This is a genomic window from Adlercreutzia sp. ZJ304 (assembly GCF_011039075.1).
Taxonomy (GTDB): domain Bacteria; phylum Actinomycetota; class Coriobacteriia; order Coriobacteriales; family Eggerthellaceae; genus Adlercreutzia_A.
The window spans coordinates 79661-96910 of the sequence record NZ_JAAKEG010000001.1 but is presented as its reverse complement, the minus strand read 5'-3'; the positions used below and the strand labels follow the sequence as shown (position 1 = coordinate 96910).

13 protein-coding genes and 1 tRNA gene are annotated in these 17250 nt (G+C 44.6%); 3 read left to right on the top strand and 11 right to left on the bottom strand.

Features of this window, described 5'->3' with window-relative positions; translation table 11 throughout:
• Window positions 1-43: 43 nt before the first annotated feature.
• The 5 genes from G7Y46_RS00510 to G7Y46_RS00490 all read right to left on the bottom strand — a co-directional run bounded on the left by G7Y46_RS00510 (window position 44) and on the right by G7Y46_RS00490 (window position 5589).
• Complete coding sequence (locus G7Y46_RS00510) at window positions 44-1219, bottom strand: MFS transporter (RefSeq protein WP_165251643.1); 1176 nt, start codon at window positions 1217-1219, stop codon at window positions 44-46.
• 315 nt (window positions 1220-1534) lie between these two features.
• Window positions 1535-1608 (bottom strand) — tRNA-Gly (locus tag G7Y46_RS00505).
• 166 nt (window positions 1609-1774) lie between these two features.
• Window positions 1775-3262 (bottom strand): ATP-binding cassette domain-containing protein, encoded by a 1488-nt coding sequence (locus G7Y46_RS00500; protein ID WP_165251641.1) that lies wholly within the window; start codon window positions 3260-3262, stop codon window positions 1775-1777.
• Window positions 3263-3603: 341 nt separating this feature from the next.
• Window positions 3604-4797 (bottom strand): ATP-binding protein, encoded by a 1194-nt coding sequence (locus tag G7Y46_RS00495; RefSeq protein ID WP_165251639.1) that lies wholly within the window; start codon window positions 4795-4797, stop codon window positions 3604-3606.
• Window positions 4798-5229: 432 nt separating this feature from the next.
• Window positions 5230-5589: a thioredoxin domain-containing protein gene (locus G7Y46_RS00490; RefSeq protein ID WP_165060823.1), complete on the bottom strand. Its 360-nt coding sequence runs from the start codon at window positions 5587-5589 to the stop codon at window positions 5230-5232.
• A 217-nt stretch (window positions 5590-5806) separates the two neighbouring features.
• On the opposite strand from G7Y46_RS00490, the gene G7Y46_RS00485 reads away from it, so the two are divergent.
• Window positions 5807-6064, top strand: a complete 258-nt coding sequence (locus G7Y46_RS00485; RefSeq protein WP_165251637.1) for a hypothetical protein — start codon at window positions 5807-5809, stop codon at window positions 6062-6064.
• A gap of 156 nt (window positions 6065-6220) precedes the next feature.
• Here G7Y46_RS00485 and G7Y46_RS00480 read toward each other — a convergent pair whose 3' ends face one another.
• Together G7Y46_RS00480 and G7Y46_RS00475 are read right to left on the bottom strand one after the other, a co-directional pair.
• Window positions 6221-6559: an oxidoreductase gene (locus tag G7Y46_RS00480; protein WP_165251635.1), complete on the bottom strand. Its 339-nt coding sequence runs from the start codon at window positions 6557-6559 to the stop codon at window positions 6221-6223.
• A 2-nt stretch (window positions 6560-6561) separates the two neighbouring features.
• A complete protein-coding gene (locus tag G7Y46_RS00475) occupies window positions 6562-8799 on the bottom strand; it encodes a molybdopterin-dependent oxidoreductase (protein ID WP_165251840.1) in 2238 nt (745 codons plus the stop codon).
• 178 nt (window positions 8800-8977) lie between these two features.
• Here G7Y46_RS00475 and G7Y46_RS00470 point away from each other — a divergent pair, with 178 nt between their 5' ends.
• Window positions 8978-9895 (top strand): LysR family transcriptional regulator, encoded by a 918-nt coding sequence (locus tag G7Y46_RS00470; RefSeq protein ID WP_165251633.1) that lies wholly within the window; start codon window positions 8978-8980, stop codon window positions 9893-9895.
• 550 nt (window positions 9896-10445) lie between these two features.
• Here the strand turns inward: G7Y46_RS00470 and G7Y46_RS00465 are convergent.
• The 3 genes from G7Y46_RS00465 to G7Y46_RS00455 form a co-directional block, all read right to left on the bottom strand.
• Entirely contained in the window at window positions 10446-10793 is a 348-nt protein-coding gene (locus G7Y46_RS00465; protein WP_165060833.1) for a 4Fe-4S dicluster domain-containing protein, read from the bottom strand.
• A gap of 15 nt (window positions 10794-10808) precedes the next feature.
• Complete coding sequence (locus G7Y46_RS00460) at window positions 10809-13118, bottom strand: molybdopterin-dependent oxidoreductase (protein WP_165251632.1); 2310 nt, start codon at window positions 13116-13118, stop codon at window positions 10809-10811.
• A gap of 200 nt (window positions 13119-13318) precedes the next feature.
• Window positions 13319-14602, bottom strand: coding sequence for an MFS transporter (locus G7Y46_RS00455; RefSeq protein ID WP_165251630.1), 1284 nt, complete (start codon window positions 14600-14602; stop codon window positions 13319-13321).
• A gap of 251 nt (window positions 14603-14853) precedes the next feature.
• Here G7Y46_RS00455 and G7Y46_RS00450 point away from each other — a divergent pair, with 251 nt between their 5' ends.
• A complete protein-coding gene (locus tag G7Y46_RS00450; protein WP_165251628.1) occupies window positions 14854-15804 on the top strand; it encodes a LysR family transcriptional regulator in 951 nt (316 codons plus the stop codon).
• On the opposite strand, the gene G7Y46_RS00445 is transcribed toward G7Y46_RS00450, so the two are convergent.
• Window positions 15774-17081, bottom strand: a complete 1308-nt coding sequence (locus tag G7Y46_RS00445) for an MFS transporter (RefSeq protein ID WP_165251626.1) — start codon at window positions 17079-17081, stop codon at window positions 15774-15776. The genes G7Y46_RS00450 and G7Y46_RS00445 overlap by 31 nt on opposite strands.
• Window positions 17082-17250: the final 169 nt, after the last annotated feature.

The window sequence follows — 17250 nt, the reverse complement described above, 5'->3', positions numbered from 1 at the left end:
TCTGCAGGATATATTGGGTCCGGTCTGTGAAGGCGATGCACGCCTACTTATGAAACGCCCAACGTATTGAAAGAATTAATGTTCCCAGTGCAGGGATAAGCATATAAAGCCATAGATTGCTGTAAGCAAGAGCCATGTTGCCCGTTTGTCCATAAATGCCTTCAACAATAAAGCCACCTATAACCGGACCTATAAGAGATCCTAGATCAAGACCAGTGAACATGGTATTGCTTGCAGCTCCGCGATGCGATGCCGATACCGAAGCTAAAGCAAACGATTGCAAAAGTGGAGCACAACAGCCAAAACCAAACGCACCGAGAATTGCAGCTATGACAAACCCCGAAACACCCGTAGCTACTGATAACGCTATATAAGATGCTAAAAAGAACAAGACACCGACCGCAACAAACCTTGGAGTTCCATATTTATCAGCCAGATTGCCATAAATTGGTCGCGTAATAACTAAACCAAAAGAATAAACAATAAAGTAAAAACCAAGGTTCTCAATTCCTCGTTCAAGACCGTAAAGAACTATATAGGAGCCCATACATGCAAATGAAGTTGAAATGCACATTAATGCAATAGCCTTGCTAATTACCTGAGGCGCAAACATACGATCAAAGCGTAATTTATATGGCAGTTTTTGATAAGAGGGTTCTTTAAGAAAAATAACCCCAATAATAGCAATTAAAACTGAAAGAGCTGCCAATATATACGACCACGTAAAGCCTATTAAATCTATAAGCGTTAAACCAGCTGCAGGACCAATAACCTGAGCAAAAGATTGTGCCAAGGTATAAATACTTACCCCACTTGCAAATTTATCTTTAGGTAAGTATTCGGTAAGCATTGACATAGCTAATGGACCTGAGCATCCAACCCCTATGCCATGGAACAACCTGACAACAACGAGTACTTCTAACGATTGGACAAAACCATACAAAAACATGCAAATAGTAATAATTACCTGAGAAAGTATAAGCATTCGTCGCCTTGAAAAACTATCAAATGCCGGACCTGCAATAGGTCTAATCAACAACGATGATAGAGCAAAAGAACTGGATACCACGCCTACCATAGCAGCCGAAGCCCCAAGCACCGTTGCATAAAGTGGCAAGGTTGCCATAGTCATAAAAGCAGCTGTAGATTGAAAAAAGTTTGCCAGCAATAAAATTACATAAGGCACAGACCATATGCTGGTTTTTGTTGTTTTATTCATGGTGTGCGAATACCGAGCCCACAAAGACATGTCTTATACAAAAACGATGCGCCGACCGTTAACCGTATCAGACTTAGGACCTTGTTCTTGATTTTCTGTATTAGCGTTCTTACGATTCACCCATTCACATCCAAACTTATTCTTTGCGGATATACCAATTACTAGATTTTATCTAACAATATGGTAGCAGCGCGTTTATTCCTTCTTTTCTTTAACACTATCATTCATGCTGCAGCAAAGCCAAAGAAATCGGTTTTTGATATTGAGGATTTCTCCAAGCGTCGCCAAGAATTGACGACGCTAACATTGATCTTGTGGAGCGGGCGACGGGAATCGAACCCGCGTAGCGAGCTTGGGAAGCTCGAGTTCTACCATTGAACCACGCCCGCAATGTGAAGTTATTATACTCCAACCCCCTTAAAAGCCTCTATTTTTTTCAGCAAAACATCGCAAGCGACGCCTATGTGCCTTGATTGCGATTCGATTACTCCTATTGTATTGTGGTTAAAACGCAACATTGCACGTTGTCTGAGAGTTATAATGACAGTCGAAGATTCAATATATCTCCAGTTGCCAACGGCTTTCTGAACCCGTCATACTCCATTCTATTTCGGATACGGCATCCAGCAGGGCGGCATCATGCGAAACAAGCAGAACTGCACCCGGAAACTGAACGAGCAAGTTTTGGAGGGCTTCAATGGATCCAATGTCCAGATGATTGGTTGGCTCATCGAGCACGAGAAAATTGGGATCATTAATAAGCTGCTCAGCTAACAATAGTTTGCGCAGTTCGCCAGGACTGACCTCGCTGCCATCGAGTAATCGCTCAGGGTCAGAATTGAGATGCGCCACAACAGACAAAATACGACCGCGTTTATCTGGAGTGCAGTTTCTAAGCATTTTGAGAGCACGTTCGCGTTCTTCTTTACCTATTCCTTGTGGGATATAGGCAACTTTGATGTTGGGAGAGGTTGATTTCACAATGTAGTGCACAACGAGACTCTTTCCCGTTCCGTTTCGACCGGAGAGCGTTACATGATCAGTCGAATCTATCCAAAGCTCAGGGACATAGACAGAAAAATCGCCAGCTTGCAGCGTAGTTGACACAACATGCGACACAATACTAGATCGAGCAACGGTCCCCCAGTCCCCAAGACGATGCTCATAGCGCTTACCAACATAAATGTCAGCTAGCGATTCGTTTGCTCTTGCAAGCCTTCGATCCATATTGGATGAGAGTTTTCCTGCCACGCCATCTTTTCCCGATATGATGGCACGCCCGATACGTTCTCGCGCGTCATTGTCCTTATTGCCCAGACCACGACCGCTGCGCTTGGCTTTTTGTCGCGAAGCCTCTTGTCGGCGGCGCTGTGCCTCAACTTCAATTCTCTTCACCTCGCGTTTAGCCTTTTCACGTCTCCTAAGCGTCGACATACGGTCATTTGCCGCTTGGTCAGTTGCTTTGGTATAGCCTCCATGACGCATAATTACTTGTCTGTCATCAAAGATGAGGCTCTGCGAGACAAGACTATCGAGCAGGTCGCGATCATGAGATATGAGAAGACCAATTCCCTTAAAAGAAGCGAGAGCTTCCTTAATGATAGTTCTAGTCTCACTGTCAAGATCGTTGGTGGGTTCATCCATCACCAGAACATCCGGTGCAGAGAACAATGCGCACGCAATCTGTATGCGTCGTTGTTGACCGCCAGAAAGCGTCTCGTAGCGCCAGAACCATTCCTCGTCAATGCTCAAAAGCTCCCGAAAGTGTCGCCCTTCGTGACTCCAGTTGTCTGCAAGCTCATACAGATTCGATGGAGTCACGCTAGCATCTTGAGAGCAATAGGACGCATAGAGCGACGGCGTGATAGACCCCGAGATGGGTGCAATCTGTTGTGCCGCAATGAGAGCAAGTGTGGTCTTGCCGCAGCCATTATCGCCGATTATGCCAGTCCAGCCTTGAGGGAAAACGGCATTGATGCTGTCGAGCGCCGGAAAACTGGCACCTGGATATGTATAACTTATATGGGAGAGATTCAGGTGCATAGCAGCACTCCTTTGATAGGAGGCCGCGCAAGGGTCAGGCATACGATTGGCGGTTGTATAGATTAAGAACGCACAGCGATGCGGCACCTTCAAAGCGCGACCATGAAACAGAAAGGTCGTAAATTGGGCGCCCAAAAAGGGCATCGCTAGTTCTTCATTCACCTAACCTTACTCGAAGCGTTGCTTGCCAAAGGCTCCGCTGGAATATTGAAAAAATTATATCACGGAATCAGAGGTGCTCACAAAAGCCCGCCGACCTTCTGACCGACGGACTTAGTTGAGAACGTGTCCTTGATTGCGATTCGAACTGCAACCCAAGGGCTAGGAAAGGAAATGTAGACTTACCTCATCATCCATTCGAGGACATTCATCTGCATGATGCCTTCGTGGTTTACCGGGTCTACATCATCTAGGGTAAGCAGAAGCTTCGGGTGGTTATCCTCGATCTTCCTGAAAGGAGCAAGCTCGCGTTCCAACACCTTCTCGCTTGAGATGCTCTCAGCTACTTGGAAATATGCGCGCCCGCTATCGCCCTCAACCACAAAATCGACTTCCAAATCCCCGATGCGCCCCACCTGCACCGACTTGAATCTTCGCTTCAGCTCTAGGAACACGATGTTCTCAAGGATACGCCCTGTATCGCGAACTTGATTGGATAGGATCATCCGCCGCATCCCCATATCAATCGCATAGAACTTCTGCTGCTGTTTCAGCAGTCGCTTTCCACGAAGGTCGAAGCATTTCGCTGAGTAGATTATGAAGCTATTGACCAGCGCTGACAGATATTCGTCGATGGTGTTGCGAGATACCTTGGTTCCATTCGATGCAAGCGCATCGGCTATGCCCTTCACTGATGTGAGGTTGCCGACGTTGTCGAACATGAAATCGACGAGGGAACCGAGCCCAAGCGTGTTGGCAATATTCAAGCGCTGCGCCACGTCCTTGAACAGCACCGTATTGAGGATGCCTTCCAGATAGTCATGAAGAGCCAGTGAGTCCTGCGCGAAATCGACCGTGGCAGGGAATGAACCCTGCGAGATGTATCGGCTGTACAAGCGCCTCAAGGATTCGCCTGATGTATTGGTGGAAACATACTCCGAGAAGGACAGCGGTAACATGCTGATCTCTACATAGCGACCGGAAAGCAGAGTGGCAAGCGTGCCTTCGAGCATCATCGCGTTGGAGCCAGTGATGTACAGGTCTATGTTTTCTCTGGTATAGAGGCTATCGACTGCTTTCTGGAAATCGGGTACGTTTTGAACCTCGTCTATGAAGACGTAATGCATCTGGTCGTCATTCACTCGGCTAAGCACCTCATCGTGTAGTGCATGGTAGTCAAGCAAGCTCTCGTTTTCCAGTTGCTCAAGGTTCAATGTGATGACGTGGTCCCGCTTCACGCCTTCGGCTCTGAGCTCGTCAGCGAAGAGCTTTAGCAGCGTTGACTTCCCGCATCTGCGCACGCCAGTCACAACCTTGATGACATCTCTATCCTTCCAGCGTTGCAGTTTCTCTATATATGTTGGGCGGCCTATCATCCGAATCACCATAATTCTCAATGTGTTGACATAATTTATTGAACTCAACTATTATATCATTTCGTTGACATAATTTAGGAATAAGAGACTCCCCGATTTTCACCGGAATCAACGCATTCTGACTTAATGAGTCCGCAAACCAGATCAGCCATTGAGGAATAGGACACGCCATCCACGACGATCTCGAAGTCGTGTCTGTGGCGGTCGATGCAGTCTTCGTGTTGGAAGCGGCACCCCATTGCCTCCCCATTTACCACTTGTGGACTTGAACTTACCCCAATTTAGTTGACACTACTATTCTCTCTTTTGTGAAAGACCGGCAATGATTAATCGGAACAATCGTCAACGTTTCAAAAACTCAATCATTAAGTTGTCTCAGGGGTCTAGCTATAATTGGATAATTAAAGTATCTTTCCATAAAGTAATGCTAGCTTAAAGCCGTTTTAGTGGCGTGGCAGTTGGAGTCTCGCCGCCGTTTAGAACACATATGATGCGCTCTTCCAGTCTTTTTTCAGTGACTATCTCATCGAAAAGCGGAATCTTCATGCCTTTGTAGATAAGCACAATGTAAGGAACGGCAGCTACGGCAAAGGCGATGCGTAGGGCACGTTGCTCGTCGCTGTTCACAATGCAGAATTTCACGGTGTTGTCGAACTTATCTGACAGGTTTTCCACACGCGGAACCATATCGCCGCAAAAGGTACACCAGCCTGCAGTAAAGAGAATTACGCAGGGAACATTGCTATCAGCCACCTCTTGATTGAAGGTACTGTCGGTTATCTCATAAATCATGGAGCTTCCTCTGTTATCGTTTTGGCGCTAAAGAACTTTTGAAGCGGCGTTCCATATATTCGTCCGTAAGGAACTACCGGCATATCTTCAGTACCTCTTTGAACTTAATTGTAACAAAGCGCTTACAATTGCAAAATTGATACTGTGTATTACCTCATCGCTAGACAGGTTAGAGCTATGAAAAGGGTTCCTAGGAATATTAGCGGTACTGTATATCTTGCCTGTATACTGCACCATTCTTTTTGCGCTGGGAATCGCTTCGCGCCTAGATGCCATTCCTCACGAGCTTTCCGGCGGGCAGCAGCAACGTGTGGCGGCAGCCCCTTTCGGACTTTTTAGTTCAGTTCCCTTATGGCGTGCTGCTAGCTTATATAGGGATTATCTTGATTCTTGTCATGCTAGCAAACTTTGTGAGAGCAATCAGAATCATCCGTTGCAATCTGGCAGAAACGCTAAAAACGACGTTTTGATATAGGTTTCGAGAGTGCCAAAAGATCACATCAACCCTTTGGCACAGACAACCGCATCTCTAGTTGGGAACGAGAGCCGCTTTAACGTATCTTCTGCATCGCGAGAACCCATAGGAGCATGCGCGGCATTTTTCCGTTCGTTACATTGATATTATCCTAGATTAAATAACAAGTAGTGCTTTACGGGATTGAGCGTCTGTATCGAGTACAGCGAGAAGTTCTTCCACGGGCCCAATCTTGATACACTGTGCTTGGCAATGCTGTTCGCATGCTGCCTTCTTGCCTTCGGCAAGACGCGATGCGCACAATGTACATTGTTTCGACAACGTGGGCGTATAGTCATATTGCCAATCGTTATCCGCTATCTTCCAAGGACCAACCTGATGCACGGCTATACCACTCTGATCAGGTGGAAAGCCGTATTCCATCTGGCATGCCACCTCACAGGAATGGCAACCGGTGCACCAGTTGTAATCGATAAGCATTCCAAGACGCGCCATTGTTATTCCCCTCCATCCACTTTGTAGATCTTGCATAGAAGGCACTTATAATTTGCACCCATACCGGAAGGTCCGCATCCCCAAGGCATGAGCTGGTTGACGTTGAGATCAAAAACGTCGTAGAGCTTCTCAGGGTCGCCTTCCGGATGCCACCAAGCATGGTCGGTGCTGACCACGCCTTCCAAAATGGTCGGTGTAATCTCAACAACACGCTTGCACCTTCCGGTCTCGCCGGACAGCCCTTTGGGACCTTCGACCCATACCCATTCGCCTTCGCTCAAACCGAGCTTCTCAGCATCTTTAGGATTGATCTGAACGGCGGGCTCAGGATGGATGCGACGAAGATACCTGTTCTCGCGGTTCTCTGCGTGAAACGTATTCCACCGACGAGCTCCAGTGGTAAGCACGAGCGGGAATTCCTCGTACAGATTCGGTGTAGTCACGGGACCGGGAACCGGTTCCTCGAATACAGGAAGCTGCGGCAGATCAACGGAATGCATCATGTTGGACCAAAGCTCCAACCGACCTGTCGGAGTTGGGAATCCCGGCTGCCCGTCAGGACGAAGTTTTCCTGTCTTGTACTTATAATACTCAAAGGGCATATATCCCGGTGCTTGCTTCTGCGCTTCTTCAAAGGTAATGCCGATCGAATCGTAAACAGCGCTGAACATATCCTCCACGTTATCCCAAGGCCATGCATCCGGAGCCAAGCGACGACCGAGCTCTAGGTTGATCTCCATGTCGGACTTGAGGCTTGGGTCATCAATCGCTTTGTTAATGGTCTCAATGCGCTGAGCACCATCACCGCAGCGGATGCCGTTGCGCTCAGGGAACATAGCCACCGGCAGAACAACGTCCGCAAGCGCTATGAGCGTTGGTGTCTTGAACGGGTCAACAACAACGATGAACTCAAGTTTCTTGAACGCCTCCAGCGTGCGTTGCGGATCGACGCCCATGCAAGTAAGCGGGTTGGTCGTCTGGATCCATGCAGCCTTGAGTGGATAGGGCTCTCCGGTCTCCATGGCCTCAATCATGCACTCGGCAGATGCAGCCACAACACCCACGTTGTAAAACTTATACTTCTCGGGACCGAGTCTTTTCGCATACTGTTCTTCTGAGATAAGATCGAATCCCCATCCATTCAGGTACATGAGTACCTCGGGTGGTTTGATCATACCACCAGGATTGTCGATGTTGCCCGTAATCATCAGAAGTGAAGCCACTGCCTGACATGCGGTGACAGCCTCTTCCTTCTGGTCGAGTGCCACGCCCCACTGGATGCAAGCACCGTCAGCCTTGGCGAAAACGCGAGCTGCCTCACGGATGGAATCAGCATCGGTCCAACACACTTCGGCTGCACGCTCGGGAGTCCAGTCTTTGACGACTTCTGCATACTCATCGAAGCCATAGCACCACAGATTCACGAACTCCTTATCGTAGATTCCTTCTTCGATCATCACATGACCCATAGCCAGTGCGAGAGCAGCATCGGTGCCAGGGCGAATCTGCAACATGACTTCGGAACGCGAGCCGAGCCACGTGACCTTCGGGTCCACTGTGATGAGTTTGCTTCCACGCCGCATGCAGTCTGTAACCCAGTGACCATAGGCACCATCGGAATTAGCTACGAGCGGATTGTTGCCCCACACCATAATGATATCGGGACATTTCCACTCGGGATTATCATAGCGATCGGCAAACTGTTGCGAGAAGTCGCCCACCCAGAAAGAGCCGGAAAGCGCGATACAGCCATACACGCGAGGGGCATAGCACGCAAGGCCGTTCAGAGATGGACCGTGGTTCGGGCTCCCGAATGACCATGCAAGTCGTGTGATCCATGCGGCGATATCACGACCGGTTCCCTGCCAAAATGTGACAGACTCAGCTCCGTACTTTTCCTTGTAATACTTGAATTTCTCTTCGATGAGATCGAATGCCTCATCCCACGACATTTCCTTCCATTTGTCTTCGCCGCGCTCGCCCATACGACGCATCGGCTTTCGGATGCGCTCGAGATTGTTGACCGCATCAGGCACAGCCAGACAACGCACGCAAAGACGCCCATGGTTGAAGGGGTTCTCAGGATCGCCCTCCACTTTAACCAACTTGCCATCGGCATCGGTATACATGAGAACACCGCATCCGAGATGGCATCCGGGGGCTGACCAAGCACTACCGCGAGTTACGGTCAAGTTGCCCTCCTGATATCGGAAAGGCTTTTTGTGCTCGACGAACGTCATTCCTTCCACAATTTCTCCTTTCTACTGATGTGTCTAGACCGCGGCTATCCACACCTGAGTATTGCCTTGTTCTAAAGACTAGAAGGGATATACAAAGACAGGAATAATCAGTGTTGGGAACGTTCTACAACAAGTTGTTGTGTTAATATCTCTAAGAGAAGAGGTGTAATCTTTGCGCATGGATCATTTGAGATATTTCGCTTCACTCGACGATGTACGATCATTTTCGGAAGCGGCGAAGTTGGCTAATATCAGCCAACAAGGTTACAGTCGGGCTATGGCTGCTCTCGAGAGCGAAGTCGGATGCAAATTGGTCAACCGAGGAAGAAACGGCTCGCATCTTACCGACAAGGGAAAAGCCTTCATGAGGCATGCCAAACTTATTCTCGCTGAGTATGATGCGGCGATGCTTGAACTTCACGACATCTCGACTCTTGCAAACATCTTGAGTGACTATTCTGGAAGAATCGTTTTCACAAATGCATGCATGGTTTCGATAGGTGCACGACTTCTTGATCGTGGATACCTCGGTAACGCCGAGATCATCGAGATCGGTTTATCAGATCTTGGTTATTTTGACTCCGATCCCGATTGTATTGTGATCGCGGACATCTCCCCTGACATCTATCCTGATTTCGATTCTACACACAGCTTTCTTCCTATTGCTTCAGGGCGTATAGGTATAGTAGTGCATGGCAGACTCTTACCTGAGGGCGCGGAAAACCCTATCTGGGAGTCCCTTAAGACTCTGCCCTTGGGAATATTTGACTGCGACGCATCGGTGGAGATATACGACGAGCTGTTCAAGGAGCTGAAACCTGAATCCATAAGATTGAAATCAGCCAACAACAATGTGCTTGAACGCTCCTTGAGCAAGGGCGAATTAGCGCTTCTTTGCGATTCTTTCTCGTGGCGTTGTTTTACTGACGAGATCCATCGAAATGCTCATATTAGGTTCATTCCCATCAAGAAGATTATGCACAGCGTTTTCGGACTAGTTCGTTCAGGTGAACTTGAGATAACCCAATCGGACATCGAATTCGTATCTGCATACAAAACACTGCTGCTTTCCGAGGATGATATTAATTTCCCTTAATCATTTGTGATTAGAATAGCCCATCTTAAATTACTATCACTAGAAATTGATTTTCTTCTCATAATGATAACTAATCAACTTACATGACATTTCTGGTCTGGGAGATCTGTATGGAAAATGTATCTTCGGCTATTTCACTTCGATACGAACTGAACCAAACGATAGCACTAAATAGATAGCAGAGAATTTTATGTGTTACCCATGTTCACGCTGTAATCGCTGTGGGAAATTAGAAAAACTTCGCGCTATAGAACTCCAATGTCCTATGTGCAAGGAGCCTTGGACAGATGATGATTACATCTGCGAAAAATGCGGATACAAGCGCCCAAAGCCACCAGCTCCTCCGGGAGTATCGCGGACCAAAAAAGCTTTTCGTAACCAAAGAGATGATAATTAGATTCAACCGTATATTTTCCTTAAGTTTTGCTTTAAAGAAAAAGGAAGGGATCTATATTTCGACCCCTCCCTTCGTTTAAGAGAAACTATATTGTTTGCTGTTCTGAAAATTTAAAGCAGTTTTCCAGATACTCCTTTAAGTTTCAAAACACTTTTAGTGAACCACAAAAAGAGCCATGCTTTCTGAATCCATTTTTTTAGCTAATTCCTCAATTTCGCCAAATTCAATACAAGCAGTTTGGCAATGTTTAACACAGCTAGGAAGCTTGCCTTTTTCTACACGGTCTTTGCAATGGTCACACAAAGAGGTAGGAACTGGCAAAAATTCATATTGATATTTATCTTCTGCAAGCTCATAAGGTCCAATCTCGTAAGGCAAAATACCACGCTTACCCTGTTCGCCTACTTTTTTTGGTGCAAAATGATGAACCTGTTGGCAAGCGATTTCACAGGAATGACACCCAGTGCACCATTTATAGTCAAATAATAAACCGTAAGTCATCTTAAAACCCTCCTGTTAAGCCTTGCTCACACGACATAATTGTGATTTATAGGAATTTCCAAGACCTGTTTTGCCAGGTTTCATAGGCAAGAGTTTGTTGATGTTTACATCCATCATGCCAAACAATTCTTCATCTTTACGCTCAGGGAACCACCAACCATGATCAGCAGACACAACACCTTTACGCAACCGAGTAGAAAGTTCTGCTTTTTGAATACAAGAACCATAACGATTCTCGATCTTAACCATGTCGCCATCTTTAATGCCATATTCTGCGGCTGTTTCTGGATGAATCATAACCAATGGTTCTTTATGGATTTGACGCATAGATGGAGACTGGCGATGCTCCGAATGGAACAGACCCCAACGACGAGCGCCCGTGGTAAGTATGAGCGGATATTCTTTTGCAAGCTCAGGAGTGGAAACGGGGCTTTCCTCTGGCTCTTCATAAGTTGCAAATGCTTCAAAACCAAGATTCGCCATAGGAATGCAATAGAAATTATAGCGACCATATTGTGAGCTGAAACCCGGTTCCTTATCAGGACGCAGTTTACCAGTCTCGTGCTTATGATACTCAAACTGCGGGTAAGCCCAAGTTCTCTCTTTAAGCTCATCATAGGTGTATGGAGTATGGCGTAATACGTAATCAAAGAACTCTTCGGGGTCTTTCCACCAGCTGCCCTCTTCACCCATAAAGCGGCGACCAAGTTCATAGATTATTTGCATGTCGGACTTAGACTCACCTAATGGCTCAATAGCCTTTTTGATAGCGCCTATTTGATAGGGTTGATGTCCACTAATGCCTGCACGTTCTACATAGGTACATGCTGGTAAGAATATATCAGCAACAGCCATAGCAGTTGGGGTCATAAAGAGATCAACATAAACGTTAAAATCGGTACTCTTAAGTGCAGGGATTAAACGCTGGGGCTCAGCACCCATATTTGTAACTGCATTATTAGTCTGGCTCCACCAAGCCTTGATAGGATAAGGCTCGCCAGTCTCCAATGCCTTCAAAGCCATGTCGGAACTCTTCATTCCGCCAACTTGAAGTACCGGGTAATCTTGATTCATGCGCTTTTCAGGTCCAACAGCCCATTCAGGTTGTGGAATCTTTTCAAACAACCCATCGCCGGGCATCCATGTTTCACCAACACCAAAGCACGGACGTGCACTAACCATTGAGCCTGGTTTTTCGAAGTTACCTGTTAACGCCATGAGATCGAAGCACGCCATACCAGTAATGTAACCGGAAGTTGCATGATCAACCGCAACGCCCCATTGCATGCAGGCACTCGGAGCCTTGGCTACTGCACGGGCTGCATCTTTAATCTTTTCGGCATCTACACCACAAACTTCAGCAGCCCATTCAGGAGTATATTGTTTAACGTGCTCGCAAAATTCCTCGAAACCATAAGTCCAGCGCTCGCAGAATTCAGCATCATAGAGCTCTTCCTCAACAATAACGTTACACATGCCAAGAAGAAGCGCAAGGTCAGTACCAGGACGTAGCTGGAACCAGTATTCAGATTTACCAGCAAGCCATGTAAGTTTAGGATCTACTGTGAGAAGCTTGGATCCGCGCTTCATGCACTCTACAACCCAATATCCAAGCATACCATCTGAGTTTGCAACGAGTGGATTGTTGCCCCAAATCAGAATGTATCCAGGTGGCTGCCAGCGAGGATCGTCAAAGCGATCAGGGAAGAATTGGCTATAGTCGCATACAAAGAAATCGCCAATTTTCATGGAAGTACTTGCAAAGCGTGGTGCATAACAAGCTTCACCTGAAAGGAATCCCATACCTTGGTTAGGGGTACCAAGATAATAAGCCGCCAATGGTAAATAACCATTAATATCGCGACCAGTCCCTTGAGTGACCAAAATAGATTGGGCGCCATATTTATCAATAACTTTGTTCATTTCTTCGTAGATGATGTCCCACGCCTCATCCCAAGAAATGCGCTCCCATTTATCTTCACCACGGTCAGCGCGCGCACGTTTCATTGGGTGAGTAATACGATCAGGATGGTAGATCATCTCGGGTAAAGCAAGGCAACGCAAGCAAAGACGACCTTGATTATGCGGATTTTCTGGATCACCTTCAATATGATCCACTTTTCCATCTTTTACATATACCAAAACGCCGCAGTTATTATGGCAACCAGGTGCAGTACGTGCATTTGCGCGAATTACGGTAAAACCATCCTCTTCCCACGAACTTAAGCGTCCGGTAGCATCATCTTGAGGAACTTCATTTGAGTGATCTTCAACAACACCAAAGTACGTCGTATGTTCAGCATTGATGTTTTCCTCGGACTCCATATTCTCTCCTCTCCAAAAAATATGAAATTCTCCGATAGCACAATTAGTATATGGCGGCACATTTATGATTAATTAGTCTTAAATGGAATACCTTATAGTAAAAAATCCCTTCCGATTAAATCGGAAGGGATGATAAGAGCTGAATCCAAAAGAGTTTTTTAAAAGAAAAAAGAGCGAGTTCTTCCTATATGGTTTACAAATTACACATCAATGTTGTGATCGTTCTTAACAAAGACGATACTTGCAAGACCAACTAAGCCACCGATAATGCCATAAACCATACCAGCAGTTCCCCAAGAAGTTGCAACCATAACCGTAGCAAAGAAAGTGGCGATAAGAGATCCCAATTGGGTCACAAACGCCATACCAGTCAAAGCCCAGTCGGTTTGTTTTGGACGCTGTGCCAAAACAGGGATAATTGCACGAGTCATCGTCGGCACTATACCTGCGCAAATGAAACCAAGGAGAACCGCACAAGTCCAAGCAAGTGCTACGGATCCGGCATCTTGCCAAATAAAGAATGCGAAAAGAATACCAGTGCAAATATAACCAATGATTAATATAAGTTTGCGCTGACGAATCTTATCTGCAAGCCATCCAATAAAGATACCAGACGGAATGGTTACTAATGCAGTTACCAAAGTAGTCATTGAAGAAGACATGAGATCCATGCCTAGTGTCTGCTGAAGATAAGTTGGGAAGAAGCTATTGTAGCAACCGTATACTGTAGCCCATGCTACAAAACCAAAGCCAACGATTACTGCATCGCGAACATAAATCTTTTTAGCCGATGCTGGTTTATCTTCTTTTTCAAGATTATCTTCACGTAAAAGATTCTCGGGAACTAATGGAAGTTGCACAAAGATAATCAAAAGAATAGTGGTGATTACAGTAAGAACAGTAGAAAGATAGAATATAGATTGCCAGCCAAATGCCTGGAATAGGATAGGAGTACTCAATGCACCCATAGCAATACCCGGTGTTACCCATTGAGACCAAATGCCCATTACTAAACCCTGTTCTTCAAGCGGGAACAAACGAGGCATAATGTTTGGACCCAAAACAGCTATAAGACCAAAGCCACAACCTTGAATTGCGCGTCCTACTAAAAAGACGGTTGAATCAACCGCAAACAAGCAAATCAAGTTTCCTAAAACTGCCAAAACGGCAGTAACTAATAGAGAAAATTTAATACCAAAGTGCTGCATCAACCATGTGCATGGATAAGCAAGGATTAAACCAGCAATAGTGTAAACAGACATTAAAAAGCCCATATTAGCAGGATCTATACCGAAAACCTCTGCAATTGGAGCAATAACGGGAGCCATCATTTGCCATTGATAGACACAGGTTGCACCAAAAGCAAATAACACCCAGAAGCAAAGCCACTTACGAAGCTTTGTCATCTGGTCATTTGCGATTCCCCATTGTGCAAGTTTATTATTTCCATAGGCGCTTTTATCGACCGTATTAGAGCTTGCCATAAAAACCTCCTCGTAAGTCTAAAAGCGATATAAGTATTAGAAAATCGCAATGCTATCGGAGTCTGAATGAATAAAACTATTCTTTGCGATTTCCCCCTTTTGATAGACTAACTACAAAATATTTTTTTGATTCCATTGCTTTATCTATAGCCCATTCAAAAAAACAATGGCACACTACTAGATGAATTTGTAACAATTAATTACTTAGGGAGTATTGATTACAATCACTCATAATGAGTAGGGGGATCATTATGAAAATAAGCGATCTTCGGGAATTCATGAGATTGAGTGAAACACTGAACTACACTACTACTGCTAGAGAATTTTATATAACTCAGCCAGTTCTTTCAAAACATATTGTCAATATGGAAAACGAACTTGATGCGAAACTCTTTATTCGAGCTTCAAACGGTGTAGAGCTAACAAAAATTGGCAACATTTTTTTAAAACACGCAAGCCGAATTGTACGCGAATATGATATTGCACGTGACCACATCGAATTAGCTAAAGCCGGACTAGAAAAGTTTTTTGTTTTAGGTTATTTATATGGTGCAGCGCGTTCTCTTTTAATTCCTGCGCTGAATCGATTTTCGAAACGATACCCAGACATTTTTGTATCTCTCAAGGCTTTAGAATTTGATGAAGTAATTCCAGAACTAACAAATAGCACCATCGATGTTGCCTTAACTACACTTTTTAATATCGATGAATCTTTTCTTAAAGAATCCTATTGCATAATCCCTCTTTACGAAGATTCCCTTTCTATTTTTTTGCCTGAAGATCATCCATTAGCAAAAAGAGATCAGATCTCAATTTATGATTTAAAGGGTGAAAAGATAACTATTACAGCAGCTCCGTTTATGACAAATGATTCAAACGTGATGAAGTCATATCTAAGCCCCATATGGGATCAACTAGAAATTAGATATGGACTACTTGACGTTTTAAGCATGAGGATGCTCATGAAAAATCACAACTCACTTTACTTTACATTCAATCATCTTAAAAATATTCTTGATGATGATATTGTGGCTATACCTTTAAAGGAAACGTCTCATATAAAATTTCCCGTGAGTATTCTGTATCCAAAATCTGAAGATTGCGAATCATTAAGAGCCTTCGCTCAGTGTTTCAAAGATGAAGCGCAATTACAGATAAAGAAGAAAACTATTTACGCTAACTCTTCTTTTAGCAAAACTTGATCATCCATACGTTCTTGATCTTGTTCTGCCAGTGCTTTTTTATCACCTACTGATACCAAAGCAATCACTGCACCTAAAATTGCGAAGGGAACAAGCACCAACAGCGATGCCATATAAAACCCTAAGGCTTCTACAATACCCCCAAAGAACCCAATTAGAACATTGGCAAGCTGCAAAGAAAATGCAAGAACAGCCATTCCGTAATCAGCTTTTTTAGGATCTTCAGCTAAGATTGGCACTAACGCATAGGTAGCCATAGGAATACCACCCGCGCAAATACCTATTCCGATTGCAAAAATCCAAGGCTCAACACTATTACTGTTTTCCGCAAATCCTATAGTTGCATACAAAACAGCAGCCACAAGATAAGGAATAACTAAAAACCATTTTCGTGTACGAGTTTTACCTGCAATAATTCCAAAAATGATTCCGAACGGAGCAGTTACCAATGCAAGAATCAACGGAACAATGCTCGACATTGCTAGTGGCATATCTTTTACAACCTGAAGATAGGTGGGATAAAACGTGTTTACAGCTCCATAGACAATACCCCAACAAAACATCGAGAGAGCAATAGCTAAAGTGGATACCCAATGCACATGCTTGTAAGTAACTTTCTTTGATGTTTGCTCCATCTCAATTGCATTTTTCGGAATAGCTGGCAACTTCACACAACAAACTAACCATACAGTACATATAACTTCTAGGGCCAACGAAACAATCCAAAGTGATAAATACCCAAAAGATGTAAACAGAATTGGTGTTGTCACAAATCCAAGTACTAGTCCCGGTGTCACCCATAAAGACCATATACCACTAACTAATCCCATCTTATCCGGAGTAAAAATACGAGGGATTACATTTGGTACAACTACAGAAGCAATTCCAAATGCACAGCCTTCTAAGGCTCTTGAAAAAAGAAAAAGTGTTGGGTCGGAGACTAATAAGCCCATTACGGTACCAATAATTGAAACAATAGCGGCTACCAATAACGTACTTTTGATGCCAAAAGTTCTCATAATCCACGCACTTGGAAAAGCAAAGATTAAGCCAGCAACTGCAAATGCTGAAACAATAAATGCAGAACTAGATAATGTGAAACCAAAAATCGTTCCTAAATCTGTTAAAACCGGAGTAACCCTTATGGAGTTATACATAGTCATTGTGCAAAAACAAAATAAGCACCAAAATGTCATCCAGCTTTCACCGGTAGATAATTCCCTATTCACTACACCATAAGATGCAAGTTTGCCTTGAAAAGTTTTTGACTGATCCATGAACTAACCTTAACTGCCCAATAATATAATTTCTGAATTTTAATCTGCATTTATTTTCAATCTAAATAGGCAAAGAAAGGTATTCAATAGTTTTATTAGCTATAGTTAATAGGAATATTAATACTTATACGTATGGTTAAAAGGAAGTTCAAATGCTATCCAACAAGCT